The sequence below is a fragment of the Streptomyces sp. R21 genome, from assembly GCF_041051975.1.
GTDB lineage: Bacteria > Actinomycetota > Actinomycetes > Streptomycetales > Streptomycetaceae > Streptomyces.
In genome coordinates this window covers 5,595,312-5,621,334 of sequence record NZ_CP163435.1, presented here as the reverse complement: position 1 = coordinate 5,621,334, position 26,023 = coordinate 5,595,312, and the positions used below count along the sequence as shown (strand labels likewise).

Sequence of the window (26,023 nt, the reverse complement as noted above, 5' to 3'; positions counted from 1 at the left end):
ACTCGACCGGGAGCGGCCGGGGCGGAGCGCCACGATGACCGTCCTTGAAGACAGGATCGCGATGGCCGACGACAACGCCCAGCACCTCGACGAGTGGTTCGAGCTACTGGAGCGGGTGGTCCCCGAAGGAATCAAGGCCGAGGTCGTCGAGGGGGCCGTCCATATGGTGCCGCAGCGGGACACACACTTTGAGATCATTCGCAGGATCATCCGGGCGCTGGAGGACAGGTTCGGGATGGACGTCAAGGTGAGGTCGGATGTGCGCATCGACTTCCCCGGCTTCGAGAACGGCTTCTGCCCCGACGTGATGAAGCTGCGTGACGATGCGGAACGCGACCCGGAGCGCGGCTGGTGCCACGAGGACGTCGAGTTCGTCGCCGAGGTCATCTCCCGCGGGACCGGTATGAACGACTACGGGCCGAAGAAGGCCGCGTACGCGCAGGCCGACGTCCCCGTCTACCTCATCGCCGATCCCTACCAGGGCCGCTGCCACCTCTTCACCGACCCCAAGGACGGTGAGTACCGCACCGAGTCCAGGTTCGACTTCGGCGAGCGGATCGACCTGACCCACACACTCCTCGACCTCACCCTCGACACGGCCACGTTCCCCCGCGACTGATCCCCTCCGCCCTTGCCTAGAGCGCACTCCACGTCGTTGGCTTGTGAACCATGAAGTACACGCAGCTCGGACGCACGGGACTCAAGGTCAGCCGGCTCGTCCTCGGCACCATGAACTTCGGTCCGCAGACCGACGAGGCCGACAGCCACGCCATCATGGACGCGGCGCTGGCCTCGGGCATCAACTACTTCGACACCGCGAACGTGTACGGCTGGGGCGAGAACAAGGGCCGTACCGAATCGATCATCGGGAACTGGTTCGCCCAGGGCGGTGACCGCCGCGACAAGGTGGTCCTGGCCACCAAGGTGTACGGCAACATGGGCGCCGAAGGCGAGGCGTGGCCCAACCACGACAAGCTGTCCGCCCTCAACATCCGCCGGGCCGTGGACGCGTCGCTGAAGCGGCTGCAGACCGACTACATCGACGTCTACCAGTTCCACCACGTCGACCGGAGCACTCCCTTCGAGGAGATCTGGCAGGCGATCGACACCCTCGTCCAGCAGGGCAAGATCCTCTACGTCGGGTCCTCCAACTTCCCCGGCTACAAGATCGCCCAGGCCAACGAGATCGCCGCCCGGCGCGGCGGCACCATCGGGCTCGTCAGCGAGCAGTGCCTGTACAACCTCTCCGAGCGGCGCGCCGAGATGGAGGTCATCCCGGCCGCGCAGGAGTACGGCCTCGGAGTCATCCCCTGGTCGCCGCTGCACGGCGGGCTGCTGGGCGGGGTCATCAAGAAGGAGGTCACGGGCGGACGCCGCTCCTCCGGCCGGACCGCGGACTCGCTCACCGACCCCGCCGTACGCGCGCAGGTCCAGGCCTACGAGGACCTGCTCGACAAGCACGGCATCGAGCCCGGCGAGGCGGCCCTCGCCTGGCTGCTGACCCGGCCCGGGGTCACCGGTCCCATCGTCGGCCCGCGCACCGCGGAGCAGCTCGACTCCGCCCTGCGCGCCGTCGAGCTGGAGCTGAGCGAGGAGCTGCTGACCTCGCTCGACGAGATCTTCCCGGGGCCGGGGCCGTCTCCGGAGGCGTTTGCCTGGTAGCCCCGACCGGGCAGGTGGGGCGCGGCGGTCGGCGGTTACCTGACCGCCGCCGCCAGCGCCACCACGACGAACATCAGCACGAGCACACCGGCCATGATCCGGTTACGGGTCTTCGGGTTCACGTGGTCGAGCCTAACCGGCGTGCCCGAGCGGCCAGCAGCCGACCGTGTCGTACCGCGGCTGCTCCCCCGGCACCCCCGACTTCGGCAGCTTGCTGCGGACGAGGCACAGCTCGTCCACCGTCCAGGTACGGCCGGTGAAGGCGTCGAGGGCCTCGACGTACGGCCCGGTGTCGTGGGCCTCGCGGCTGCGGGCCACCGTCAGGTGCGGCTTGTAGCGGCGGTGCTCGCCCATCGCCGCGCCCGCCTTCCGCGCCGCCGCCTCCGCACGGTCGGCAAGGAGCCGCAGCGCGCCGATGTCCCCTTCGGCGCCCGCCCACAGCGCGCGCCCGTGGCCGAACTGCCCGCCGCCCCGCACGGCCAGCGGAAACGGCTCCGTGCGCCGCGCCGCCCGCGCCAGCCGCTCCGACAGTTCGGGTACGACGTCGTCCTCGACCTCCCCGTAGAAGGCGAGCGTGAAGTGCCAGCCGGGCAGGCCGGTCCAGCGCAGCTCGTCGGCGCCGGGCTGTTTCCGCAACGCGGCCACCACCGGGGCGAGTTCAGCGGTCACGTCCTCGGGAGGCAGGACCGCGGCGAAGAGTCTCATGGGAGGTCACCCTGCCAGGAAACGGACCACCGGGCCCGTGGTCCCGGCCGGTGTGACGCCGCTGCCTGCGGCGGCAACGGCGTCACGTCACCCCTCACACGGCCGTCGCCAGCTCCCGCTGCTCCGGCTGCTCCGTCGGCTCCTTCGGTACGAAGCGGGCGTGCGGGTGGCCGTGGTTCCAGCCGACCGACAGGCGCAGGCCGCCGACGCGGGCCAGCACCAGGCCGACGGTGACCGCGGCCGTCGCCGACACCAGACCGCCGAGGACGAAGCCGACGCGCGGGCCGTAGGCGTCGGTGACCCAGCCGACCAGGGGCGCGCCAAGGGGCGTACCGCCCATGAAGACCATCATGAACAGGGCCATGACGCGGCCGCGCATGGCCGGGTCGGTGGCCATCTGGACCGCGGTGTTCGCCGTGACGTTGACCGTCAGGCCGAACATCCCGATCGGCACCATGAGCAGGGCGAACAGCCAGAAGGACGGGGCCATGGCGGCGACCACTTCGAGGATGCCGAAGGCCACGGCCGCCGCGATCAGGACCCGCAGCCGGGCCGTGCCGCGCCGGGCGGCGAGCAGCGCGCCCGCCAGGGAGCCGATCGCCATCAGCGTGTTGAAGAGGCTGTAGGCGCCGGCGCCCGCGTGGAAGACGTCGTCCGCGTACGCCGAGAGCCAGACCGGGAAGTTGAAGCCGAACGTGCCGATGAAGCCGATGAGGACGATCGGCCAGATCAGCTCGGGACGGCTCGCCACGTAGTGCAGGCCCTCACGGAGCTGGCCCTTGCCGCGCGGCGCGCGCTGGACGACGTGCAGTTCGCGGGCGCTCATCAGGAGCAGGCCGACGATCGGGGCGACGAAGGACAGCCCGTTGAAGAGGAACGCCCAGCCCGTGCCGACGCCGGTGATCATGAGGCCCGCGACGGCGGGACCGACCAGGCGCGCGGACTGGAAGTTGGCGGAGTTGAGGCTGACCGCGTTCTGCAGCTGCCCGGGGCCGACCATCTCGGAGACGAACGACTGACGGGCGGGGTTGTCGACGACCGTGGCGAGGCCTACGGCGAAGGCGGCCAGGTAGACGTGCCAGACCTGGACGTGGCCCGAGAGGGTGAGGGCGGCGAGCGCGAGGCCCGTGACGCCCATGGCGGCCTGGGTGGCCAGCAGCGTCGGGCGCTTGGGCAGCCGGTCGACGAGGACACCGCCGTAGAGACCGAAGAGCAGCATCGGCAGGAACTGCAGCGCGGTGGTGATACCGACGGCGGCGGAGGAGCCGGTGAGGCTCAGCACCAGCCAGTCCTGGGCGATGCGCTGCATCCAGGTGCCGGTGTTGGAGACGACCTGGCCGAGGAAGAACAGGCGGTAGTTCCGGATCTTCAGCGAGCTGAACATCGAGGAACGATCAGGGGTGGGCGGGGAGTCGTGGGTGGCTGGTGCGGGGGCGGAGTCTGCTCCGGATCCCGAACTCAAAAGTGCTCGCCTCCTTGTTTGTTGCGCGCGCGATGAACGTGACGGCTGACCTACCGGGGCGCGAGCTACAGATGCGCGAGCTTCTCGAGCACGGGAGCCGCGTCGCGGAGCTTCGCCCACTCGTCCTCGTCGAGGGCCTCGACCAGACCGGCCAGCCACGCGTTGCGCTTGCGGCGGCTCTCCTCGAGCATCGCCTCGGCCCGCTCCGTCTGGGTGACGACCTTCTGTCGCCGGTCCTCGGGGTGCGGTTCGAGGCTGACCAGGCCCTTGCTCTCCAGCAGCGCCACGATGCGGGTCATCGAGGGCGGCTGCACATGCTCCTTGCGGGCGAGCTCGCCGGGCGTGGCGGTGCCGCAACGGGCGAGGGTGCCGAGCACCGACATCTCGGTGGGGCTCAGCGACTCGTCGACCCGCTGGTGCTTGAGTCGACGCGACAGGCGCATCACTGCGGAGCGCAGAGAGTTCACGGCGGCGGCATTGTCGCCATGGGTGAGGTCAGGCATGTTCTTTAGCGTAACTCATTACTCTGACTAAAGACCACCGCGACACCCGCAAAATGCCCGTGACCCCCCTCACTGAACCCTTCCGTCACCCGTATGAGTGATCCGATGGCAGAAAGTGACCCACCAGTCGGTACGGCCCGGCGACCCTCATGGACATGGGGACCAGCGTGCTCAGCCTGCGGATAGACGGGGAGCTGCTCGAACGGCTCCGCGGCCATGCCTCCAAAAGGGGAATGAGCGTCCAGGACTATGTCGTCCGGACGCTCATTCGCGATGACTTCGACGAGCGGTTCCAGACCGCGGTCGAGGAGACGGAGAAGTTCTACGGGGTCACGTGAGCCCCGGGATCCATGGGCTCACGTGACCCCTTAGCCGGCAAAGGCTCAGGTCAGACCCAGCGCCGGCATCAGGTAGTAGAAGCCGAACACCGCGGCCACGACGTACATGGCCACCGGGATCTCGCGGCCGCGGCCGGCGGCGAGGCGCAGCACCACGAAGGTGATGAAGCCCATGCCGATGCCGTTCGTGATCGAGTACGTGAACGGCATCATCACCATCGTGACGAAGGCGGGGATGGCGATCGTGTAGTCGGCCCAGTCGATCTCCTTGACCGAGCCGGCCAGGATCAGGAAGCCGACCGCGAGCAGGGCGGGGGTGGCGGCCTGCGACGGGACCATGGTGGCGACGGGGGTCAGGAAGAGGGCGATCGCGAAGAGGCCGCCGGTGACGACGTTCGCGAAGCCGGTGCGGGCGCCCTCGCCGACTCCGGCGGTGGACTCCACGAAGCAGGTGGTGGCGGAGGAGGAGCTGGCGCCGCCGGCCGCGACCGCGATGCCGTCGACGAAGAGGACCTTGTTGATGCCGGGCATGTTGCCCTGCGCGTCGGTCAGCTTGGCCTCGTCGCTGACGCCCATGATCGTGCCCATCGCGTCGAAGAAGCACGACAGCAGCACGGTGAAGACGAAGAGGGTGCCGGTCAGGACGCCGACCTTGTCGAAGCCGCCGAAGAGGCTGACCTTGCCGACCAGCCCGAAGTCGGGGGTGGCGACCGGGTTGCCGGGCCACTTCGGGGTGGTCAGGCCCCAGGAGGGGATCGTCGCGACGGCGTTGATGACGACCGCCAGCACCGTCATCGTGACGATGGAGATCAGGATCGCGCCCGGCACCTTGCGCACGATCAGCGCGAGCGTGAGCAGCGTGCCGAGGATGAAGACCAGGACGGGCCAGCCGTTGAGGTGGCCGTCTGCGCCGAGCTGGAGCGGGACCGTGGTCTGCGCGGCGTCGGGGATGCGGGAGACGAAGCCGGAGTCGACGAGGCCGATCAGCATGATGAACAGGCCGATACCGATCGAGATGCCCTTGCGCAGGCCGAGCGGTACGGCGTTCATGACGCGCTCGCGCAGGCCGGTGGCGACCAGGAGCATCACGACGAAGCCGGCGAGGACCACCATGCCCATGGCGTCCGGCCACGACATGCGCGGCGCGAGCTGGAGCGCGACGACCGTGTTCACGCCGAGACCGGCGGCGAGCGCGATCGGCACGTTGCCGATGACACCCATGAGCAGCGTGGTGAACGCGGCGGTCAGGGCGGTCGCGGTGACCAGCTGGCCGTTGTCGAGGTGGTGCCCGTACATGTCCTTCGCGCTGCCCAGGATGATCGGGTTCAGCACGATGATGTAGGCCATCGCGAAGAAGGTGGCAAGGCCGCCGCGGATCTCGCGCGGGATGCTGGAGCCCCGCTCGGAGATCTTGAAATAGCGGTCGAGAGCGCCCTTGGCGGGCCGGGACTCCGGCTGCTCGGGCGCGGGGGCCTTGGTGGTGGCCGAGGTGGGCATGCGGGACCTCATACGTGCGGGGGCCTTGCTGGGGCCGGTACGGGCGCCGGGCGGGTCGGCGCACCGGGCGGGAACATGATCGAGTCTGGCGGTCGGTTGGTCACCAACAGGTTTCCCCCGGGTTTCTGTTGGTGTTTCGTACGAACACAAGTGGCCATACTCAGACGGTTTCAGTATGAACATATGAGTGCGAAATCGCTATCTCCGCGCGTAGACCCTTGGTATACAAGGGCGGTCCAGCCCGGGAGTGACCAGCGAGGTGACCCTCGTAAGCTGTGCACATGGCGAAGTGGACCCCCAAGCACGAGGCGCCGGAGCCCCTGGAGGGCCCCGTCGTCGCCACCATCACGGGCGGCACGATCCTCTGGTTCGTCCTCTTCCTGGTGCAGCTGCCGTTCTACGGCTGGTTCGACGACCACGGGCACACCTGGTGGGTGTGGACGTGCCTGGCCGGCGGGGGTCTCGGGCTGATCGGCGTCTGGTACGTCCGCGGGCGCGACGCGGCGCTCAAGCGGGCCGCCGCGGAGGCGGACGCCGGGCCCTCCCCCGCTGCGGATTGACCCACCTCCCCTACGACCACGGCATCACACCGGCCCCTCCCCCTCCTCCCCTGGTCGGATATTCGGGGCACTCGGCAGGTGAAGCCGTATTTCCGCACGTACCGTCGAATCCATGACGCACATAGACGCGGGCGCCGAACTCGATCCTGTGCATCCCGTACCCCTGCCCGACCCCTCCCCCGGGCAGGCCACCGGACTGTCCGCCGCCGAGGTGGCCGAACGGATCGCGCGCGGCGAGGTGAACGACGTCCCCGTGCGCAGCAGCCGCTCACTGTCGGAGATCGTCCGCGCCAACGTCTTCACGCGGTTCAACGCGATCATCGGTGTGCTCTGGCTGGTCATGCTGTTCGTGGCACCGTTCCAGGACAGCCTGTTCGGGTACGTGATCATCGCCAACACCGGGATCGGGATCATCCAGGAGTGGCGGGCCAAGCAGACCCTGGACTCGCTCGCGGTGATCGGTGAGGCGAAGCCGACCGTGCGCAGGGCCGGGACCGCCCTGGCGATCAGCACCTCCGAGATCGTCCTCGGGGATCTGATCGAGATCGGGCCCGGCGACAAGATCGTCGTGGACGGCGAGTGCGTCGAGGCCGACGGTCTGGAGATCGACGAGTCACTGCTGACCGGTGAGGCCGACCCGGTCGTCAAGCATCCCGGGGACCAGGTGATGTCGGGCAGCTTCGTGGTCGCGGGCGGCGGCGCGTTCACGGCGACGAAGGTGGGCCGGGAGGCGTACGCGGTGCAGCTCGCCGAGGAGGCCTCCCGCTTCACGCTGGTCCACTCCGAGCTGCGGACCGGTATCTCCACGATCCTCAAGTACGTGACGTGGATGATGATCCCGACCGCGATCGGCCTGGTCATCAGCCAGCTGGTGGTCAAGGGACACGACTTCAAGGACTCGGTGGCGCGGACGGTCGGCGGGATCGTGCCGATGGTCCCGGAGGGTCTGGTGCTGCTGACGAGCGTCGCCTTCGCGATCGGGGTGATCCGGCTCGGGCGCAAGCAGTGCCTCGTCCAGGAGCTGCCGGCCATCGAGGGTCTCGCCCGTATCGACACGGTCTGCCTCGACAAGACGGGCACGCTCACCGAGGGCGGCATGGACGTCACCGAGCTGCGGCCGCTCCAGGGCGCCGACGAGAGTTACGTACGCAAGGTCCTCGGTTCGCTCGGCGAGTCCGACCCGCGGCCGAACGCCTCCCTCAAGGCGATCATCGACGCCTACCCGGACAGCGAGGACTGGCGGTGCACGGAGTCGCTGCCCTTCTCCTCGGCCCGTAAGTACAGCGGGGCGTCCTTCAGCGAGGGCAACGGGGAGAACAGCACCTGGCTCCTCGGCGCCCCCGACGTACTTCTGGCCTCCGACGACCCCGCGCTCGCCGAGACGGAGCGGCTCAACGAGGCGGGGCTGCGGGTGCTGCTGCTCGCCCGCACCCCGAAGGACCTCGACGATCCCGAAGCCAGGGAAGCCGCCCGGCCCACCGCGCTGGTCGTCCTTGAGCAGCGGCTGCGCCCGGACGCGGCGGAAACCCTGCGCTACTTCGCCGAGCAGGACGTCAAGGCGAAGGTGATCTCCGGCGACAACGCGGTGTCGGTGGGCGCGGTGGCCGGGAAGCTCGGGCTCGTCGGCGAGACGGTGGACGCGCGCGGGCTGCCCGCCGACCAGCGGGAGATGGCGCTCGCGCTGGACGAGGGCACGGTGTTCGGGCGGGTCACCCCGCAGCAGAAGCGGGACATGGTGGGCGCGCTCCAGTCGGGCGGTCACACGGTGGCGATGACGGGCGACGGCGTGAACGACGTACTGGCCCTGAAGGACGCCGACATCGGCGTGTCGATGGGGTCGGGCTCGGAGGCCACCCGGGCGGTCGCCCAGATCGTGCTGCTCAACAACAGCTTCGCGACGCTGCCTTCGGTGGTCGCGGAGGGTCGCAGGGTCATCGGCAACATCACCCGGGTCGCGACGCTCTTCCTGGTGAAGACGGTCTACTCGGTGCTGCTGGCGGTCCTGGTGGTGTGCTGGCAGGTCGAATACCCGTTCCTGCCCCGCCACTTGACACTGCTGTCGACCCTGACGATCGGCGTCCCGGCGTTCTTCCTGGCTCTCGCGCCCAACAAGGAGCGCGCGAAACCCCACTTCGTACGGCGGGTGATGCGCTACTCGATCCCGGGCGGCGTCGTGGCGGCGGTCGCCACCTTCGTCACGTACCTGATCGCCCGTCACTACTACACGGGCAAGGGCTCGTTGGCCGCGGAGACCAGTGCGGCGACGCTCACGCTCTTCCTGATCTCCATGTGGGTGCTGGCGATCATCGCGCGGCCGTACACCTGGTGGCGGGTCGTGCTGGTGGCCTCGATGGGCGCCGCGTTCCTGCTGGTGCTGGTCGTGCCCGGGCTCCAGCACTTCTTCGCGCTGAAGCTGGTCGGCGTGACGATGCCGTGGATCGCGGTGGGCATCGCGGCCGTGGCGGCGGTCGCCCTGGAGCTCCTGTGGAAGCTGGTCGACCGCCGCTTTCCTGCCTAGGGCCTGTACGGCCCGGGGTGTGTCAGCGCACGTCGACGTAGTCACCCGTGGCGTTGACCGCCGGGGTGGTCGTGGTGCCGGCGAAGCTGAAGCGCCAGTAGCCGTCGGAGGCGGCGGTGGCGGTGGCCTTCACGTTGCCCGTGGAGTCCGACGTCACCGTCTTGACGGTGGTGTACGTGCTGGTGCCCGCCTTGCGGAACTGCAGCTTGACCGGCTGGTTGGTGTAGCCGTGGTAGAGGTTGTCCTCCCAGTTGGCGCGCGAGAGCTTGCCGGTGGAGGTGATGGTCCGGCCCTTGGTGACCGGCTCCGGGCCCGCGTTGACCGTCAGCTTGGAGTAGCGCTGGACCTTGGTGCTGCCGAGGCCGAAGGTCGCCGAGCTGTCGTCGGTGCTGTACTGGAGTGCCACGGCCCCGGCCGACCAGGTGCCCGAGTCGGAGTTGAGCAGCTCGCCGTCGGCGGGGTAGATGTCGATGAGGCCCTTGCAGCTGGCCGTCGTCGTCGAGGTGGCGGTGCAGGTGGCCGCGTCGTCGCCGAACAGCATGTTGTCGGGGGCGTCGGCGGAACCCTTGTAGATGAGCGGGCCGTTGTCGTAGTCGTCCGAGTTGAGGACGTAGTCGGCGCCGTGGGTCAGCGTGTAGGTGACCGTGGTGGAGACGTGGTTGGTCGTCCCGACCTTGACCGCACTGGCGATCTTGAGGTTCGAGAAGGTGACGCCCAGGTCCGCCGTGTCGGTGGTGGCGCTGAACGCGGTCTTGCCGGAGGTGCCGAGCACCTTCGAGGCCTCAGCCTTGTACGACGGGGCGGCGTTGTCGGCCTGCGCGGCCGGCACGACGAAGGCGGAGAGAGCCAGGGCGCCGGAGACGGCGGCCACAGTGGCACGTATGCGCATGCGTTCCCCAAGTGGAGAAAGGGGCCCCGGCGCTGGTCGTTCCTCGCGGTTCGTCGTCGGCGGGGGGCCCAAGTGATCGTGGAGCCTGTTGGCTCACGTGATCAGATTCGCGACCCACGTGACTGGTTGTACGGATGGTGCGGAATTTTGTATCGGCATTACGAACCGTTGGTGAGCTGCGGGGAAACGCCCGGCCCCGGGAGGTCCCGGGGCCGGTGCGGATCAGCTCCGCGCGTCCTATCGCACGTCGACGTAGTCGCCCGTGGCGCTGACCGCCGGGGTGGTCGTGGTGCCCGCGAAGCTGAAGCGCCAGTAGCCGTCGTAGTTGGCGGTGGTGGTGGTCTTCAGGTCGCCCGTGGAGTTGGACGTGATGGTCTTGACGGTGCTGTACGTGCTGGTGCCCGCCTTGCGGAACTGCAGCTTCACCGACTGGTTGGTGTAGCCCTTGTAGGAGAGGGTCTCCCAGTTGGCGCGGGACAGCTTGCCCGTGACCGTGAGGGTCCTGCCCTTGGTCACCGGCTCCGGCGAGGCGTTGACCGTGAGCTTCGAGGCGCGCTGGAAGTTGAAGGACCCGGCCTTCTCCTTCCAGATGTAGTCGCCGTCGTTGGCGTCGATCCACGCGTCGACGTACCAGGTGCCGGCCGAGGCGTTGCTGAGGTAGTCGGTCTTCGGGTCCACCAGCACCGAGGCGGTGCAGGTGGAGGTGGTGGCGCTGGACGCCGTGCAGACCGGCTTGCCGGTCTCCAGGAAGCCGTAGCCCGGGCCCACCATCGAGAACGCCTCGGCGCCCGCGATGCCCGAGTCGTCCGTGGCCGTCACGCTGACCTTGATGGTCTTCGGGTCGGAGACACCCACGGAGGCCTTGTTGTCACCGTCGACGACGACCTTGGTGATCCTGGTGTCGCCGGACCCGCCGTCCGACCCGGTGGCCTGCGCGGCCGGGACGGCGAAGGCGGAGAGGGCCAGAGCGCCGGAGGCGACGGCCACGGTGGCTCGTATGCGCATGCGTTCCCCAAGAGGAAGGGGCCCCGGCCGTGACCGTCTCCTGCGACTCGCGGTCACGTCGGGGCACAAGTGATCGTGGAGCCTGTTGGCTCACGTGATCAGATTCACGACGCATGTGAATGGTTGTACGAACGGTGAACAAAATATGCGGGATTCATGGAACCCGAAGGGGCTGATGGGACTCAGGGGGCTCGTCCACCCCCTTCGAGGTCGCAGTCCCCCGGTCATCCGCACCCATGGGCACTCAGTCGAACCAGCGGTCCCGCGCCAACTCCTCGGTCCGGGACGGGTCCTCCAGCAGCGCGGCGACCTCGAAGCGGCGCGGCCACTGCCCGGCCGCCCAGGCGAGTCCGGCGGCGACGCCCTCCAGGGTGGCGGCGTGCAGCACCCCGTCCCGGGTGCGGCGCCAGTCGAGTTCGGTGCCGTCGACGACGAGTTCCTCGTGTTCGACGTACGACGCGGGTGTCGACCGCCCGAGCAGCACCCGCACCGGCTCCGGCACGTCGTGCTCGGCGCCCTGCGACGTCACCTCGCCGGTCACCGACTCGCTCAGCCGCCGCACCTGGAACAGCTCGGCGAGATCACCGGCCCGCGACGGCGGTACGGGAAGCAGCGGCATCCCGGCCGTGAAGGGAAGCAGGTCGGGCGAGTCGACGACCACGGCGTCGCGCGCGTCCACGACCACGATCTGCCCGTCGACGACGGCCCGCAACTCATCCGGCAGGGTCACCTGTTCGGGATCGAGGTCGGCCAACGCGGCGTAGAGGGCGTGGAGTTGGGCGGAGCCCACGGTGCGGTCCGGGTCGGCGAGCCGGTCGAGCAGCTCGGCGGCGCCGCCGGGTTCGTCGAGGAGGGCGGCCACCGAGGTGCGCACGCCCAGCGCCCGCAGGACCTGCTCGTCGTCGAAGCCGGTGGCGTCGGCGGCGTCGTACAGCCCGTGCAGCAGCGGGTCGCCGCCCGCGGCGCGCAGCCCGGCGGGCCGCCGTCCGTCCAGCACGGGGTGGTCGCGCAGCCACCAGGCGGTGTAGGACCTGACGATCTCGTGGGTCCCGTCCGGCAGCAGGATCCGCACCGGCTCGGTGAGGGCGTCGCGCAGCGGAGGCTGTCCGAGCAGGGCGAGGGCCTGCGGCCACCGGTCGTCGTCCACGAGATCGAGATCCCGTACGGCGACGATCTCGGTGGCGACGGGCGGGACGGGCGTGTCGGGCAGCCGGTCGAGGACGTCCTCGCACCACACGTCGACCGCGTCGAGCAGCCCGGCGTCGTCGGGTTCGGCGAAGTCGGAGTCACGCGGCTCCAGTTCGTCCGGGTCGAGGACGACGTCGGTGGTGCGGACGAGGGCGAAGTTCGCGAGAACACCACAGGCGGCGAGGGGCTGTTCGCCCCAGCGGGCGGCCCATTCCTCGTCGACGAAGGCGAGTTCGTCCTCGCGCATGACCTGGGCGAAGGGGCTGCCGGGCAGGACGAGTTCACCGGCGGGAGCGGGCTCCCCCTCCTCGTCGGGGAGGGCGAGCGCACCGAGCCAGGGCTCGTCACCCGGCTGCAGGCCCGCGTCCCGTACGAGGGCGAGGACGGTCTCCGCCAACTCCTCGGCGTCCGGCCCGTCCTGGTCCCAGGCCGTGCCCTCGTCGTCGAGGGAGGCGGCCACGGCGGCCCGCACCTGGGGGGTGGTGAGGACGGCGCGGGGGGTGGCCGGGAGGGCGCCCAGCTTCTCCAGGAGCGGGTGGGCGGCGTCCGGGTGGGCGACCTTGAGGCCGAGTCGGGCGAGCGCCTCGGGAGCGGCCTGGGTGTCGTCGGCGGTGGGCAGCAGCACCTGGCGCGGCCCGATCGTCGTCCGGCCGTCGGCGAGCGGCACGGGCAGCCCGGAGAGCCGGTCGGGATCGACTCCGGCGAGGCTGTCGTAGAGCCGCCACCACCAGCCGGGCTCCTTCTCCAGGCCGGCCAGCCGGTCGACGGCCTCGGTCAGCGGGACCCGGGCGACGTCCAACGTCCGCAGTTCCACCCGGCGTTCGAGCCCGGCGGGGAGCAGGCTGGGCAGCACCTCGGCGAGGACGCGCACGGTGTCGGACCCTGCGCCCTCGACGACCTCCGCGTCGCGCGGGCGCAGCACCTCGGGCAGATCGGCGTCGTCGCCGGGCGCGACAGCGGGCGGCAGGAACGCGGTGCGCGGCAGCCGGTCCAGGATCGCCTGGCGCAGCGAGCCGTCCAGCTCGCCCTTGCCCAGCGGTCCGGGCACCAGGTCGATGATCCCGGCGCCCACCGGCCGCCAGGCGGCGAGCAGTTCGGCGTACGCGTCCGCCGCGCGCTGCACGACGAAGTCGGTCAGCGGTCCGGGCGCGGCGTGCCGGCGCGTGGTGTCGAGCGGCAGGGACGCGATGAGCAGCGCGGGCACGCCGAGCGCTTCCTCGCTGGGCGTGGGGGCGTGCACGACGGGGCTGGTGCGGGGCCGGGCCGGGGATCCGTCGGAGTCGACCGGTACGGCCCAGGTGACCGACCAGTGCGGGCGCAGCCGCTCCTCGACCGGGCGGTCGGCGAGCAGGGCGGGGTCGAGGGCGCCGTCCCGGGAGACGGTGCGCCAGCGGGTGCCGCCGTCGCGGGAGTCCTCGACGAGGACGGCGCTCCCGTCGCCCTCGGTACGGCGCCGCAGGGTGCGGGGCTCGGCGTCCCCCACCTCGACGACGACCTCTTCGAGTCCCGGGAGCGCGAGCAGCAGCGCGTCGTCGATGCGCTCCAGGAGCCGTTCGGCGAGATCCTCGGCGGCGGTGTCGCGCAGCGGCAGGATGACGACCGTGTCGTACGGGTCCGGGGCGGTGCCCTCGGCCGCGAACGGCAGCCGGAGCAGCGGCACATGGCCGTCGCGGCGGCGGATCTCGTCGCCGAGTCCGGGGCTGTGCCGGGCGGTGTCCGCCGCCAGCTCGCGGGCCTCGGCGAGGGACCAGCGGACGCCGCCGTGGCGGCCCACGACGGCGGGCTCGTCACTCACGGCGAGTACGGCGGCGAAGCCGACGCCGAAGCGGCCGACGGCGCCCTCGGGGGCGTCCCGCTTCGCGGAGGCGCGGAGCGTGGAGAGGGACTCGACGCCGGTCGCGTCCAGGGGGGCGCCGGTGTTCGCGGCGGCGAGCACGCCGTCACGGAGGGTGAGGCGCAGGCGTCCGGGGACCCCCGCGCGGGCCGCGGCGTCGGCGGCGTTCTGGGCGAGTTCGACGACCAGGCGGTCGCGGTAGCCGCCGAGGACGAGGTCCTCCTCGGCGTTGGCGTCCTCCCGGAAGCGGGCCGGGCTGGTGGCCCAGGCGTCCAGCACACCGCGTCGCAGACGCGCCGTCCCGAACGGGTCCGCGCCCTCGGCTGCCGGCCGCACGAACTTGCTCACAGCTCACTCTCCCTCTCGCGTGGCGCGACCGCGACTTCGCTGTCGCGTGGGGCGCCGCCGCATGAAGGTACCGTGCGGCGCCGGGTGCCTCTGGGGCGCCTTCCCCGTGCCGGGGGCGATATGGCAGCCCCGGCCGGGGTGGGCGGGCAGCCCCCGGTCACCCCCGCAGGGTGAGCGGCTACGGGTGTTACGAGTGGCCCAGCTCCGCCGAAGGGTCGTCCGTCGTCAGCGAGACCGAGCCGGAGTCCGGGGAGGGGCGGAGGGGGAAGGGGTCCACTCGGGTTTCGTCGATCACCGGAGGGGCCGGGCGCGGAGGCGTGGGCATGACCGCGGCCTCCGAGTGGCCCCCGCAGCCGTAGGAGAGGGAGACGACCCGGCCGTCCGCCGGGGAGAACTCGTTGGCGCAGACACCGAACGCCTGACCGAGCGAGCCCCCGATCCGGTTGAGGAAGCCACAGCTGACGCACGTCGCCGGCGCCGCCTGGGCCATCGCGGTCTTGGGGCCGTACGACTCCTCCCAGCGGTCGGCCGCGACATGGAGCCCGTAGCGGGACAGGACGCGGGCACGGCGGAAGCCGAGTTCCTCGGCGACGGCAGCGATCGAACCGCGGCGCGGCACGACCGGCAGGCTCGCGGGCGTTCCCGCGGTGACGTCCGCGTCCTCCGCCTCGACCAGCTCGGCCATGTCCTCGGAGACCACGGAGTTCGGCGCGGGCTCGTCCTCGCCGGAGTACCCGGGCTCCAGCCGCAGATCCTCGGCGTCGGTCGGCAGCAGGTCGCCGGGGCCCATGTCCCCGGGGCGCAGCCGCTCGCTCCACGGCACCCACTCGGGAGCGAGGAGGGCGTCGGAGCCGGGCAGCAGCACCGTCTCGTCGAGGGTGACGATCTTCGCGCGGGAGGCGCGGGCGACCGTCACGGCCCAGCGCCAGCCCCGGTAGCCGAGTTCCTTGCACTCGAAGAAGTGCGTGACAACACGGTCTCCTTCGGAGACCAGCCCCACATGCGCGCCGACCACGCCGGGTGCGGCAGCCTCCTCGGCTGCGGTGCGGGCGAGGTCGACGGCCTCGGCGCACAGGCGGTCGGGGGTGCGGCTTCGCGTTGTCGCTGCGCTCACAGGTATCGCTTCTCTCCTACGCCGTCTCACGGGTGCGCCATTCCTCGGCGGGGATGCGGACGGAGCGGACCGTTGGGCCGCGTCGACGTCCGCGCCCCGATCGCACTCGGGCGCACCTACGCCATCCATTCTGCGGGATGGCCGAGAGGCGCGCGGCCGAGAACAACCGCCGCGGGCGCGTTACGCACGCTACCTTCTCCTGGCCCCTGGGCCCACACCGGCGTGCGCTGCCGATGCCTTTCCGGTGCCCGGAGGCGGACGTTTCGGCGCTTCGCGCCGGGGTTTTCCCGCCCGGCCGCCCGTCTCGGCAGGCTTTGCGGGCTTCGCCCGTACCCGAAAAAAATTTGTCCACCCACCCGCCCGACTCGGCCCGTCCACCGCACTCCGCCCGGCCCCATCACGACGCCACTCGGTCCCTATACACGCGGTAACTGCACTACGTAGGCCGATATCGGGGCACTATGGCGGAGTGGCAGGCGCGAGGTCGCCCCAGGGAGCCACCGGCATCGGTGGGGCCAAGGGGAACAGCAGGGACAACGGAACGGGCCGGATGAGCGGGTCCGTCCGTGCGGTCGGCCGCGCCCTGCACTTCCCGGTGACCGGCACGGCGCGCGGCATCCGCAAGGCGACGCACGCGCACGGGGCGGGCGAGTCGGGGCTCGGGAAACTGATCGAGCTGCACGCGGTGAACGGCGCGGGCGATGTCATGATCACCGTCGCGCTCGCCTCCACGGTGTTCTTCTCCGTGCCGACCGACGAGGCCCGCGGCCGCGTCGCCCTCTACCTCGGCATCACCATGGCGCCCTTCACGGTGCTGGCCCCGGTCATCGGCCCGCTCCTGGACCGCCTGCCGCACGGCCGCCGCGCCGCGATGGCGGCGGCGATGCTCGCGCGGGCCCTGCTCGCGCTGATCCTCTCCAGTGCGGTCGTCACCGGAAGCATCCAGCTGTATCCCGCCGCGCTGGGCGTGCTCGTCGCCTCCAAGGCGTACGGCGTGGTCCGCAGTGCCGTCGTACCGCGTCTGCTGCCACCCAAGTTCTCCCTGGTGAGGGCGAACTCCAGAGTCACCCTCGGCGGGCTGCTCGCCACCGGGATCGCGGCGCCGGTCGGGGCGGGGCTCCAGGCGCTCGGCCCGCGCTATCCGCTCTACGGCGCCTTCGCGATCTTCGTCGCGGGGATGTTCCTGTCGTTCTCGCTGCCGCCGAAGGTCGACTCGGCCAAGGGAGAGGACACGGCGCTGCTCGCGGCGGACGAGGAGCATCTGCACGGGCCGCACCGCAAATCGCTGAAACGCCCCGGACTGCGGACGGTCGGTACGGCGGTCACGCACACGCTCGCCGCCAACGCGTCGCTGCGCTGTCTGTCCGGCTTCCTTATCTTCTTCCTCGCCTTCCTGCTGCGCGAGCACCCGCTCTCGGGCCAGACCGCGGCGGTCTCGCTCGGGATCGTGGCCGTCTCGGCGGGCGTGGGCAACGCACTGGGCACGGCGGTCGGGGCGGCGCTGAGAAATCGCGCCCCGGAGATCATCGTCGTGACGGTCATGGCGTTCGTGCTCGGCGCCGCGATCACGGCGGCCATCTTCTTCGGCGCGTTCCTGGTGGCCTGTCTGACCGCGGTCGCCGGGTTCGCGCAGGCCCTCGCCAAGCTGTCGCTGGACGCGCTGATCCAGCGGGACGTGCCCGAACTCGTCCGTACGTCGGCCTTCGCACGTTCCGAGACGCTGCTCCAGGTGGCCTGGGTGCTGGGCGGCGGCATCGGCATCGCGCTCCCCCTCAACGGCACGCTCGGCCTCTCGGTGGCCGCCGCGATCGTCGCCGCGGGGTGGCTCACCACGGTCCGGGGGCTGCTCGCGGCGGCCCGCCACGGGGGATCGGCACGCGCCCGGGTGGCGTGACCTCACGGCACGCCGTACCCCACGTGGGGGCGTCGCCGAAGGTGCCCGATAGCCTTCGCGCATGACCTCCCAGCGTTTCTTTGTGCGCCACCGCCGCACCCTGGCTGCCGCCGGTGCCGTCAGCGCCGGACTCCTCGTCCTGTCGGCCTGCGACAAGCCGACCCCGCGCGCCACTGTGACGGTCGGCAAGAACTCGGTGAGTGCCGAGGCCACCTGCTACGAAGACGGCGACGACATCGGCCGCGCCAAGGCCACCAAGTGCGCCCTGAAGAAGTCGTCCGAGACCATCAAGGTCTCGCAGGGCGAGACGCTGCGCATCGGCGTCGACCCGAAGATCGCGGACGACGGCTGGGCCCTGTGGATCAACGGGCAGCAGGCCACGAACCCGTACAAGAAGACGTACTACTCCTTCGAGGGCGTCGACCTCTTCGCCGACCAGCAGGGCCAGGCCGCCCCGAAGACGCTGTACATCAGCATCGTTCAGCAGAACAAGGCCGGCACGAAGTTCAACGGCGTGTGGAACTTCAAGCTCCAGAACGCGGACGCCTGATCCGCCCCCGGTCCCGGATCTGCCTCCGCCGATGCGCATCCTCGTAGCCACCGCTGTCCCGCCCGAACGGGACGCGGTGGCTCGCGCGTTCGCGGACCCGGCCGACGAGGTCCCGCTGCCCGGGGCCACGCTGCACCGGATACGCGGCTGGGACCTGCTCGCCGCCGGTGTGGGGCCCGCGCGCGCCGCCGCCTGCACCGCCGGCGCCCTCACGGCCGCCGCCCTGTCCGGATCGCCGTACGGCCTCGTGGTCTGCGCCGGGATCGCCGGCGGCTTCGCGCCCGAGGCGCCGGTCGGCTCGCTCGTCGTCGCCGACGACATCACCGTGGCCGATCTCGGCGCCGACACCGCGGACGGCTTCGTGCCCGTGACCGCGCTCGGCTTCGGGACCGTCAGCCACCGTCCGCCGAATGCACTCGTACGAGACGTCGCGGCCGCCACCGGTGCGCGCGCCGGCGCCGTACTGACCGTCTCCACCGTGACCGGCACCGCCGAGCGCGCCGCCGAGCTGCGGGCCCGGCATCCGCTCGCCCTCGCCGAGGCGATGGAGGGGTTCGGGGTGGCCGAGGCGGCCGCCGCGCACGGGGTGCCCGTGGTGGAACTGCGCGCGGTGTCCAACCCCGTCGGCCCGCGCGACCGGGCCGCCTGGCGCATCGGCGAGGCCTTCGCGGCACTCACCGAGGCATTCGGGAAGCTCCCGCCCGTACTGGAGAGTTGGAACCCACATGAGCCCCCTCACTGACACAGGCACCGACGCACAGCCGTTGCGGATCGCGTACTCCCCCTGCCCCAACGACACGTTCGTCTTCGACGCGTGGGCGCACGGCCGGGTGCCGGACGCGCCGGCGCTGGACGTGCTGTTCGCGGACATCGACATCACCAACGGCATGGCGGAGCGCGGCGAGTTCGACGTGCTGAAGGTGTCGTACGCCGTGCTGCCCTACGTCCTCGACGAGTACGCGCTGCTGCCCTGCGGAGGCGCGCTGGGGCGGGGCTGCGGGCCGCTGGTGCTGACGCGCAAGGCGGGCGCGGACCTCACCGGGAAGACGGTCGCCGTGCCGAGCGAGAAGTCGACCGCGTACCTGCTCTTCCGGCTCTGGGCCGCGGACACCGTGCCCGGCGGCGTCGGCGAGATCGTGGTCATGCCGTTCCACGAGATCATGCCGGCCGTGCGGGACGGGAAGGTCGACGCCGGACTCGTCATCCACGAGGCCCGGTTCACCTACCAGAACTACGGGCTGCACAAGCTCGCCGACATGGGCGAGCACTGGGAGCACACCACCGGGCTGCCCATCCCGCTGGGCGCGATCATCGCCAAACGGTCCCTGGGGCAGGAGCGGCTGACGGCGCTGGCGGAGGCCACCCGCACCTCGGTCCGGATGGCGTGGGACGACCCGGAGGCCTCGCGCCCCTATGTCCTGGAACACGCCCAGGAGATGGACCCGAAGGTCGCCGACCAGCACATCGGCCTGTACGTCAACGAGTTCACCGCCGACCTCGGCGAGGACGGCTACGCCGCGATCCGGGGACTGCTCACGCGTGCGGCGGCCGAGGGGCTGGTGCCGCCCCTCGGCCCGGATGCGCTCGATTTTCCGTAGTTTCCCGGCGGGAGCTACACGTCCAACTGGTCGGCGACCGCGCGCAGCAGGCCCGCGATCTTGTGACCGGAGGCCTTGTCGGGGTAGCGCCCCCGCTCCAGCATTGGCGTGATGTTTTCGAGAAGGGTCGTCAGATCCTGGACGATGGACGCCAGTTCGTCCGGCTTGCGGCGCTGTGCGGCCGCCACCGAGGGGGTCGGGTCCAGCAGGACCACCGAGAGCGCCTGGTCACCGCGCTGGCCGGCGACCACGCCGAACTCCACGCGCTGGCCCGGCTTGAGAACTTCGACTCCGGCGGGCAGGACCGAGGAATGAACGAAGACGTCGCCGCCGTCGTCGCGGGAGAGAAAGCCGAAGCCCTTCTCGCTGTTGAACCATTTGACCTTGCCGGTAGGCACGTCTGTCCTCGTCCTCGTACTCGTCGGAAACTGCTCTGGAACTGCGGTGGGGAACTGTCCGGAAACGGCTCTGGATAGCACTACAGCGGGTCGTAGGACCCGCCGGTTCCAAGGCTAATGGTCAGGGGGCCGGTGACAAGACGTCGCCGGATTGTTCCTTCGGGCAGGGAACTACCCTGGTCGGGTGCGTGACAAAACCCAAGCGAATTCCGTCGAACCCGGTGACCGGCTGATCCGTGCCGGTGCCGTGGTCTTTTTCCTCGGCGCCGTGGCCACACTGGTCACCGTGGCCCCGCTGTTGCTGGACACGACGCCCTTTCCGACGTACATGTTCGGACTGAGCATGCTGATGGGCGTCGGCTTCCTGCTCGCGGGAGCGGGGGTGCTCCAGTCGATCGCGGCGGGCCGCCGCCGGGCCCGGGCGACCTCCTAGGCGGTCGTACGTTCCCGGCGGTGGCCCTCCAGCCATGCCGGGAACTCCGTCAGGTCCGTGAGCACGACGTCCGCGCCCGCCGCGCGCAGCTCCGCCGCGTCGCAGGGGCCGGTGGCCACGGCGACCGAGTACGCCTCGGCGGCCCGGGCGCCGCGTACGTCGCCGGTGTGGTCGCCGACGTAGACGCTCGCGCCGTGCTCGCGCAGCGCCTCCGCCTTGCGCTCGGCCCACAGGCTGCCGACGACCGCGTCCGCGTCGATGCGCAGGTGGTCCAGGTGCAGCTTGGCGTTCGGCTCGTACTTGGCGGTGACGACGACGGCCCGTCCGCCCGCCGCCCGCACCGCGTCGACGGCCTCGCGGGCGCCGGGCAGCGCGAGCGTGCCGGTGATGGCGTGTGTGGGGTACATCTCACGGTAGAGGTCGGCCATCGCGGCGACCCGCTCGGCCGGGAACCAGTTGGCGATCTCGTCCTCCAGCGGCGGCCCGAGCCGGGTCACCACCAGGTCGCAGTCGACGTACGTGCCGGTCTGTGCGGAAAGTGCCTGGAAGCAGGCGTGGATGCCGGGGCGGGAGTCGATCAGGGTCATGTCGAGGTCGAAGCCGACGGTCAGCGCGCGCGAAGTCATGGGGTCATTGTGCCCACCACGTATCCGGGCGCCCATCGACTATTTCTGTCGCTGGGAACGCCAGATCAGGTAGAGGGCCGAGGCGGTCGCCGCGCCGCGGACGACCCACGGCCAGGTCTCGGCGATCGCGTCGCTCATGTGCCCCTCGGCGATGGGGGCGCCCCAGCGGCCGTCCTGCCTGCCCCACAGCCAGACGATCCCGGCCGTGGCGACCAGTCCCGGCAGACCTAGCACCGCCCACTTCGACTCGGCGACGCTCAGCCTGCGCGAGGCGTAGGCGATGAGCCAGCCGAAGCCGAGCGCGATCCAGCTGCCGAGGACGGCGCCCGCGACGAGGAGCGCGGCGGCGAGCAGGAGGAGGGGGTTGCTCCAGCCGGCGCCGGGGCGGAGGCGGAGACGGCGGGTCCTGACGCGGGGTTCCGCGGCGGGCTCGACGCCGGGCTCGACGCGGATGTCCCCGTCGTCCCCGGTGTCCTTGACGGCGGGTGTGTCCGCCTTCTCCGGTGGGGGCGGCGGTTTGAGTATTTCGGGGATCTCGACGCCTCCGACGAAGCCCGGGACGCTGTCCCCGACGCCGAAGGCGCTATTGTCCACGCGCCACCAGTCCGGCTGTGCGGCGCTGTCGCCGAGTTCGTGGGTGCCCGCGAGGTGGGGCGGGGAGGGGATGTCGCGGGAGGACTCCACGGGGTCCGGTTCCGCGGGGCGCGGCCTCGGGACGACGCGGCGCAGACGCTTGGAGCGGCTCTCCGGTTCGTCGGCGCGCTGGACGGGCACGGTGGCGCGGGGCTCCGGGGCGGGGCCGGCGGTGCCGTCGCCGGCGGCGGTGACGATCTCGTCCGGCGAGCCGAGGCGGTCGAGGATGCGGCGGACGGCGGCCGGGCTGTCGACGGACGTCTTCGACCGGCGCCGGTCGATCTCGTTGCGCAGCTCCGAGACCAGCCGCATCCGTGTCGCGGACGGCAGCTGGCGTTGCTGCGCCAGGTCTCCGACCCGGCTCAGATAGTCGAAGACGAGCTGATCGCTCTCAATCCCCACGAAGTCCCCTCCGGGGCGGGCATGTTGAACTCCCCGTTCCCCCGACGGTACCGCGTCAGCCCCGCTGCGGTGGGTCCGCCGGCCGCGGGGCGCCTGCCGCCGGTGGGTGGGTCGGGGCCGTGCCGGTACGTCTTGCCCGTCGCCGCGTGGGCGTACTGCCCGGGGTTGATATACGGCGGGACTTGGCGGGCGATCTGCTACGCGACGGGCAGGAACGTACCGGCACGGCCCCTCCCGCCGGATCGCGACTGCGGGCCGTCGTCACTGCGGGCCATTACGGTTGCGGCTGGAGCGGCGCCCCGCATACAGCCGCGCCACAGCGGCAGCACCTCCCCACCCGCTACCGTGGAGCGGATGAGTACCGAGGAGCAGGTCGCGGTGGATCCCGGGAGCGGGGGGAACGCTCCGCGTTCCCTGGCGGAAGCGCTCCGCGTGCGGGACGACGCCTCGCTGAGCGCGCTCCTGCGTAGCCGCCCGGACCTCATCACCCCGGTCCCCACGGACCTCACACAGCTCGCGACCCGCGCCGGCACCCGGGCGTCGGTCGTCCGTGCCCTGGAGCGGCTCGACCGGTTCGCCCTGCAGACCGCGGAGGCACTCGCCGTGGCCGCGGACCCGGCGACGTACGGCGAACTGCTCGCCCTGATGGCGGGCGACGACGCCGACCCGGCGGTGACGGCGGCGTACCCGCGCGCTCTCGGCACGCTCCGCGAGCAGGCCCTCGTCTGGGGGCCGGACGACCGCCTGCGTCTCGTCCGCACGGCCAGGGAGCTGCTGTCGCCGTCGCCGCAGCACCCGTCCCCGACGGGTCTCGGCCCGACGGTGGCGGAGGCGACGTCGGGCATGTCGCCGGGCCGTATCCAGGAGATCGTGGCCGCGGCCGGGCTGGCGACCACGCACGACGCGGTGTCGGCGGTGGCGGCGCTGACCGGCCTGTTCACGGACCGCGGACGGATGGCGAAGCTGCTGGACGGTGCGCCCACGGAGGCGCTGGACGTGCTGGCGCGGCTGGTCTGGGGGCCGCCGTACGGCCAGGTGACGGCGGACCCGGCGCGCCATCTGCGCTGGCTGATCGACCGAGGGCTGCTGCTGCCCACCGCGCCCGGCACGGTCGTACTGCCCCGCGAGGTCGCCCTGCATCTGCGGGCGGGCCGCGCGCACCGGGAGACGGAGCCGGTGGCGCCGGCCGTCGAGCCCGCGGCGACGTACCGTCCACAGGTTGTGGACGCGACGGCGGCGGGCCAGGCCTACACGGCGCTCGCGACCGTCGAGGAGCTGCTGAAGGACTGGCACGAGGGCGGTCCGGCCGTGCTGCGTGCGGGCGGGCTCAGCGTGCGCGACCTGAAGCGGACGGCGGTGGCCCTCGACGTGTCGGAACCGGTCGCCGCGTTCTGGGTCGAACTCGCCTACGCGGCGGGCCTGTTGGCCTCGGACGGCGAGGCCGACGAGCGGTACGCGGCGACCCCCGCGTACGACGAGTGGCTGGAGCTGCCCCCCGCCGAGCGCTGGACGCTGCTCGTCACGGCGTGGCTGGCGGCGACCCGCACGGCGGGCCTGGTCGGCGGGCGGGACGCGAAGGACCGTACGTTGTCCGCGCTCGGCCCCGGCCTGGACCGCTCCGCGGCCCCCGAGGTCCGCCACCGCGTCCTCGCGTTCCTCGCGGGCCTCCCGGAGGGCGCCGCCACCACCCCGGACTCGGTGCTGGCCCGGCTGCGCTGGGAGCACCCGCTGCGCGGCCCGCGCCAGTCCCCCGCCGCCACCGACGACCTGCGCTCCCGGCTCGCCCGGTGGACGCTGTCCGAGGCCGAGTCGCTGGGCGTGACCGGCCGGGGCGCCCTGTCCTCGCACGGGCGGGCGCTGCTGGGATCCCCCGGCCCCGGCCACACCGCCGCGACCCCCGCATCCGGCCCCGGCGACAAGCTCCCCGTCCCCAAGCGCCACCACCCCGCCCCCCTCACCGGCGAGGTGCCCCGCACGCCCGCCGAGCAGGCCGCGGCCGCCGCGCAGGCGGCCCGGCTGCTGGCCCCGCTGCTCCCCGAGCCCCTCGACCACGTCCTCCTCCAGGCGGACCTCACAGCGGTCGCGCCGGGCCCTCTTGAGCGGCCTCTCGCCGAGGTGCTGGGCGTGCTCGCGGACGTCGAGTCGAAGGGTGGCGCGACGGTGTACCGGTTCACGCCGGGGTCGGTGCGGCGGGCCCTGGACGCGGGGCGCTCGGCGTCCGACCTGCACGCCTTCCTGACGGCGCACTCGCGCACGCCCGTCCCGCAGCCGCTCGCCTATCTGATCGACGACGTGGCCCGCAAGCACGGGCATCTGCGGATCGGCGCGGCCTCGGCGTACGTCCGCTGCGACGACGACTCCCTGCTGAACGAGATCCTCGCCGACAAGCGCTCCCAGGGGCTGCGGCTGCGCCGCCTCGCCCCGACCGTGCTCGCCGCCCAGGCCGACCCGGGCACCCTCCTCGACGGCCTGCGCGCGATGGGCTTCGCACCCGCCGCCGAGTCCGCGGAGGGCGACGTCCTGATCGCCCGGGCGCACGCCCACCGCACACCGCCGCGCACCGCCCCCGAACCCGTCCCGGACGGCCCGCCGGCGCCCGACGCCACCCTCCTGAGCGCCGCGATCCGCGCCATCCGCGCCGGCGACCTGGCCTCCACGGCCCCGCGCAAGCCGACCCCCGACACCTCCCCCGCCGGCGGCGACCTCCCCCGCACCAGCTCCGCCGAGACCCTCGCCACCATGCAGGCCGCCGTCCTCACCGGCGAGTCCGTCTGGATCGGCTACGTCAACGCCGAGGGCTCAGCCAGCCAGCGTGTGATCGCCCCCATCCGCGTCGAGGGCGGCTTCGTCACGGCCTACGACCACACGGCGGACGAAGTCCGCACATACCCCCTGCACCGCGTGACCGGCGTGGCGGAGCTGGCGGACGACTCGGCCTGAGTCGCGCCCGGCCCATCCGTAGACGTGTGGAACGGGAGCACCAGCCTGTTTCCAGGCAGTACCGGGAAAGAGACAAAACGGCTGTATCGATCATTACTTCCTGTGCTATTCCGGATTCAGTGCACGCGCGAGGTGCGCCGTCGGGGGACGTCGGGGGGCAAGCCGCAATGAGCGATCCAGGTGCGGGTACGGGGCCGGGGAGCACAGGACCAGGTGGTGGTCATCACCGGCCCTCACGAGTGCCGATCTGGGCCTCGCTGGTCGGCGCTGTCGGTGTCGTGCTGGCGGCGACGATCCCGGTGATGGTCAACAGCGGCTCGCGCACGGACATCTCGTCCCCCGCAATCACGAAGGCAGGGCCGACGAAGGCCGGGCCGACGACGAGCGAGCCGGGGCCCGGGCCGGACACCACGGCCCCGGAATCCGACGAGGACACCTCGCCGGACGATCCGTCGGACACCCCGTCGAACGACCGGGAGCTGACCACCGCCGAGCAGTCACTGGCCGACCGAATCGTCGACGGGGACCTGTACGACTGCCACTCCGCCGACAACCCCGGCACCGGCACCTCTGCGGCCCTCAACTGCTCCGCGTCCAACAGCGTCCCGCTGACCGAACCCCTCGTCGTCTCCTTCGACACGAACTCCGACCTGAACGCCTGGATGGCGACGGAGTTCTCGTCCTACGACGCCCCGGACGATGCGACAGCCTGCGGGGACGAACAGAACTTCAAGGGCTCCTGGCGGTACCAGGGAGTCGTCACGGGCACGCTGGCCTGCTACTGGAAGAACGACAAGCTCCGCATCGCCTGGTCCTACACCGACGCACTCGTCGCGGCCGTGGCCGAGGATTCCGACGCCGAAGCTCTGCTGAAGTGGTGGAACAGCGACCCTCTCCAGCTGTGCGCCTGCACTCCCTGAACGGTC

Annotated in this window: 23 protein-coding genes; 12 read left to right on the top strand and 11 right to left on the bottom strand. The window is 71.6% G+C overall.

Annotation, left to right across the window (positions count from 1 at the left end):
- Positions 1-34: 34 nt before the first annotated feature.
- Together AB5J56_RS25200 and AB5J56_RS25195 are read left to right on the top strand one after the other, a co-directional pair.
- Positions 35-619, top strand: a complete 585-nt coding sequence (locus AB5J56_RS25200) for a Uma2 family endonuclease (RefSeq protein ID WP_369235217.1) — start codon at positions 35-37, stop codon at positions 617-619.
- A gap of 50 nt (positions 620-669) precedes the next feature.
- Positions 670-1,662, top strand: coding sequence for an aldo/keto reductase (locus tag AB5J56_RS25195; protein WP_369235215.1), 993 nt, complete (start codon positions 670-672; stop codon positions 1,660-1,662).
- Positions 1,663-1,794: 132 nt separating this feature from the next.
- On the opposite strand, the gene thpR is transcribed toward AB5J56_RS25195, so the two are convergent.
- From thpR to AB5J56_RS25180, 3 genes are all read right to left on the bottom strand, one after another.
- On the bottom strand, positions 1,795-2,367 hold the full coding sequence (gene thpR / locus AB5J56_RS25190) for an RNA 2',3'-cyclic phosphodiesterase (protein ID WP_369235213.1): 573 nt from the start codon (positions 2,365-2,367) through the stop codon (positions 1,795-1,797).
- 94 nt (positions 2,368-2,461) lie between these two features.
- Positions 2,462-3,829 carry an MFS transporter gene (locus AB5J56_RS25185; RefSeq protein ID WP_369235211.1) on the bottom strand — a complete coding sequence of 456 codons (1,368 nt, stop codon included), beginning with the start codon at positions 3,827-3,829 and terminating at the stop codon, positions 2,462-2,464.
- A gap of 65 nt (positions 3,830-3,894) precedes the next feature.
- Entirely contained in the window at positions 3,895-4,332 is a 438-nt protein-coding gene (locus tag AB5J56_RS25180; protein ID WP_369235209.1) for a MarR family winged helix-turn-helix transcriptional regulator, read from the bottom strand.
- Positions 4,333-4,481: 149 nt separating this feature from the next.
- On the opposite strand from AB5J56_RS25180, the gene AB5J56_RS25175 reads away from it, so the two are divergent.
- Positions 4,482-4,670, top strand: a complete 189-nt coding sequence (locus tag AB5J56_RS25175) for a ribbon-helix-helix protein, CopG family (protein WP_369235207.1) — start codon at positions 4,482-4,484, stop codon at positions 4,668-4,670.
- 45 nt (positions 4,671-4,715) lie between these two features.
- Here the strand turns inward: AB5J56_RS25175 and AB5J56_RS25170 are convergent, their stop codons facing one another.
- Positions 4,716-6,167: an NCS2 family permease gene (locus AB5J56_RS25170; RefSeq protein ID WP_369235205.1), complete on the bottom strand. Its 1,452-nt coding sequence runs from the start codon at positions 6,165-6,167 to the stop codon at positions 4,716-4,718.
- Between the two features lie 281 nt (positions 6,168-6,448).
- Between AB5J56_RS25170 and AB5J56_RS25165 the strand changes: the two genes are divergently transcribed.
- A complete protein-coding gene (locus tag AB5J56_RS25165) occupies positions 6,449-6,727 on the top strand; it encodes a DUF2530 domain-containing protein (RefSeq protein WP_369235203.1) in 279 nt (92 codons plus the stop codon).
- Positions 6,728-6,839: 112 nt separating this feature from the next.
- Positions 6,840-9,245, top strand: a complete 2,406-nt coding sequence (locus AB5J56_RS25160) for an HAD-IC family P-type ATPase (RefSeq protein WP_369235201.1) — start codon at positions 6,840-6,842, stop codon at positions 9,243-9,245.
- Between the two features lie 22 nt (positions 9,246-9,267).
- Here AB5J56_RS25160 and AB5J56_RS25155 read toward each other — a convergent pair whose 3' ends face one another.
- The 4 genes from AB5J56_RS25155 to AB5J56_RS25140 all read right to left on the bottom strand — a co-directional run bounded on the left by AB5J56_RS25155 (position 9,268) and on the right by AB5J56_RS25140 (position 15,623).
- The gene (locus AB5J56_RS25155) at positions 9,268-10,134 is read right to left on the bottom strand and encodes a hypothetical protein (RefSeq protein ID WP_369235199.1); all 867 of its coding nucleotides are present in this window, start codon (positions 10,132-10,134) and stop codon (positions 9,268-9,270) included.
- A gap of 237 nt (positions 10,135-10,371) precedes the next feature.
- Positions 10,372-11,139, bottom strand: coding sequence for a calcium-binding protein (locus AB5J56_RS25150; protein ID WP_369235197.1), 768 nt, complete (start codon positions 11,137-11,139; stop codon positions 10,372-10,374).
- Positions 11,140-11,383: 244 nt separating this feature from the next.
- Positions 11,384-14,509 carry a sacsin N-terminal ATP-binding-like domain-containing protein gene (locus AB5J56_RS25145; protein WP_369235195.1) on the bottom strand — a complete coding sequence of 1,042 codons (3,126 nt, stop codon included), beginning with the start codon at positions 14,507-14,509 and terminating at the stop codon, positions 11,384-11,386.
- Between the two features lie 187 nt (positions 14,510-14,696).
- Positions 14,697-15,623, bottom strand: a complete 927-nt coding sequence (locus AB5J56_RS25140) for a DUF3027 domain-containing protein (protein WP_369235193.1) — start codon at positions 15,621-15,623, stop codon at positions 14,697-14,699.
- A 469-nt stretch (positions 15,624-16,092) separates the two neighbouring features.
- On the opposite strand from AB5J56_RS25140, the gene AB5J56_RS25135 reads away from it, so the two are divergent.
- The 4 genes from AB5J56_RS25135 to AB5J56_RS25120 all read left to right on the top strand — a co-directional run bounded on the left by AB5J56_RS25135 (position 16,093) and on the right by AB5J56_RS25120 (position 19,665).
- Complete coding sequence (locus AB5J56_RS25135) at positions 16,093-17,517, top strand: MFS transporter (RefSeq protein ID WP_369235191.1); 1,425 nt, start codon at positions 16,093-16,095, stop codon at positions 17,515-17,517.
- Positions 17,518-17,578: 61 nt separating this feature from the next.
- Positions 17,579-18,067 (top strand): hypothetical protein, encoded by a 489-nt coding sequence (locus tag AB5J56_RS25130; RefSeq protein WP_369235189.1) that lies wholly within the window; start codon positions 17,579-17,581, stop codon positions 18,065-18,067.
- A 31-nt stretch (positions 18,068-18,098) separates the two neighbouring features.
- Positions 18,099-18,809, top strand: a complete 711-nt coding sequence (locus AB5J56_RS25125; RefSeq protein ID WP_369235188.1) for a futalosine hydrolase — start codon at positions 18,099-18,101, stop codon at positions 18,807-18,809.
- Positions 18,793-19,665: a 1,4-dihydroxy-6-naphthoate synthase gene (locus AB5J56_RS25120; protein ID WP_369235186.1), complete on the top strand. Its 873-nt coding sequence runs from the start codon at positions 18,793-18,795 to the stop codon at positions 19,663-19,665. Before AB5J56_RS25125 ends, AB5J56_RS25120 begins: the two co-directional genes overlap by 17 nt.
- Before the next feature lie 14 nt (positions 19,666-19,679).
- Here the strand turns inward: AB5J56_RS25120 and AB5J56_RS25115 are convergent, their stop codons facing one another.
- The gene (locus tag AB5J56_RS25115) at positions 19,680-20,063 is read right to left on the bottom strand and encodes a cold-shock protein (RefSeq protein WP_369235184.1); all 384 of its coding nucleotides are present in this window, start codon (positions 20,061-20,063) and stop codon (positions 19,680-19,682) included.
- A 184-nt stretch (positions 20,064-20,247) separates the two neighbouring features.
- On the opposite strand from AB5J56_RS25115, the gene AB5J56_RS25110 reads away from it, so the two are divergent.
- Positions 20,248-20,496, top strand: a complete 249-nt coding sequence (locus AB5J56_RS25110) for a hypothetical protein (RefSeq protein ID WP_369235182.1) — start codon at positions 20,248-20,250, stop codon at positions 20,494-20,496.
- Here the strand turns inward: AB5J56_RS25110 and AB5J56_RS25105 are convergent.
- Together AB5J56_RS25105 and AB5J56_RS25100 are read right to left on the bottom strand one after the other, a co-directional pair.
- Entirely contained in the window at positions 20,493-21,122 is a 630-nt protein-coding gene (locus AB5J56_RS25105; protein ID WP_369235180.1) for an HAD family hydrolase, read from the bottom strand. The genes AB5J56_RS25110 and AB5J56_RS25105 overlap by 4 nt on opposite strands.
- Before the next feature lie 39 nt (positions 21,123-21,161).
- Complete coding sequence (locus AB5J56_RS25100) at positions 21,162-22,157, bottom strand: hypothetical protein (RefSeq protein WP_369235178.1); 996 nt, start codon at positions 22,155-22,157, stop codon at positions 21,162-21,164.
- A gap of 354 nt (positions 22,158-22,511) precedes the next feature.
- Here AB5J56_RS25100 and AB5J56_RS25095 point away from each other — a divergent pair, with 354 nt between their 5' ends.
- Complete coding sequence (locus AB5J56_RS25095; protein ID WP_369235176.1) at positions 22,512-25,097, top strand: helicase-associated domain-containing protein; 2,586 nt, start codon at positions 22,512-22,514, stop codon at positions 25,095-25,097.
- A 239-nt stretch (positions 25,098-25,336) separates the two neighbouring features.
- On the top strand, positions 25,337-26,017 hold the full coding sequence (locus tag AB5J56_RS25090; RefSeq protein ID WP_369235174.1) for a hypothetical protein: 681 nt from the start codon (positions 25,337-25,339) through the stop codon (positions 26,015-26,017).
- Positions 26,018-26,023 lie beyond the last annotated feature (6 nt).

Coding starts and splice junctions, on each gene's coding strand:
- AB5J56_RS25200 (WP_369235217.1), top strand. CDS start 35: ATGACCGTCCTTGAAGACAGGATCGCGATGGCCGACGACAACGCCCAG.
- AB5J56_RS25195 (WP_369235215.1), top strand. CDS start 670: ATGAAGTACACGCAGCTCGGACGCACGGGACTCAAGGTCAGCCGGCTC.
- thpR (WP_369235213.1), bottom strand. CDS start 2,367: ATGAGACTCTTCGCCGCGGTCCTGCCTCCCGAGGACGTGACCGCTGAA.
- AB5J56_RS25180 (WP_369235209.1), bottom strand. CDS start 4,332: ATGCCTGACCTCACCCATGGCGACAATGCCGCCGCCGTGAACTCTCTG.
- AB5J56_RS25175 (WP_369235207.1), top strand. CDS start 4,482: ATGGACATGGGGACCAGCGTGCTCAGCCTGCGGATAGACGGGGAGCTG.
- AB5J56_RS25170 (WP_369235205.1), bottom strand. CDS start 6,167: ATGCCCACCTCGGCCACCACCAAGGCCCCCGCGCCCGAGCAGCCGGAG.
- AB5J56_RS25165 (WP_369235203.1), top strand. CDS start 6,449: ATGGCGAAGTGGACCCCCAAGCACGAGGCGCCGGAGCCCCTGGAGGGC.
- AB5J56_RS25160 (WP_369235201.1), top strand. CDS start 6,840: ATGACGCACATAGACGCGGGCGCCGAACTCGATCCTGTGCATCCCGTA.
- AB5J56_RS25155 (WP_369235199.1), bottom strand. CDS start 10,134: ATGCGCATACGTGCCACTGTGGCCGCCGTCTCCGGCGCCCTGGCTCTC.
- AB5J56_RS25150 (WP_369235197.1), bottom strand. CDS start 11,139: ATGCGCATACGAGCCACCGTGGCCGTCGCCTCCGGCGCTCTGGCCCTC.
- AB5J56_RS25130 (WP_369235189.1), top strand. CDS start 17,579: ATGACCTCCCAGCGTTTCTTTGTGCGCCACCGCCGCACCCTGGCTGCC.
- AB5J56_RS25125 (WP_369235188.1), top strand. CDS start 18,099: ATGCGCATCCTCGTAGCCACCGCTGTCCCGCCCGAACGGGACGCGGTG.
- AB5J56_RS25120 (WP_369235186.1), top strand. CDS start 18,793: ATGAGCCCCCTCACTGACACAGGCACCGACGCACAGCCGTTGCGGATC.
- AB5J56_RS25105 (WP_369235180.1), bottom strand. CDS start 21,122: ATGACTTCGCGCGCGCTGACCGTCGGCTTCGACCTCGACATGACCCTG.
- AB5J56_RS25095 (WP_369235176.1), top strand. CDS start 22,512: ATGAGTACCGAGGAGCAGGTCGCGGTGGATCCCGGGAGCGGGGGGAAC.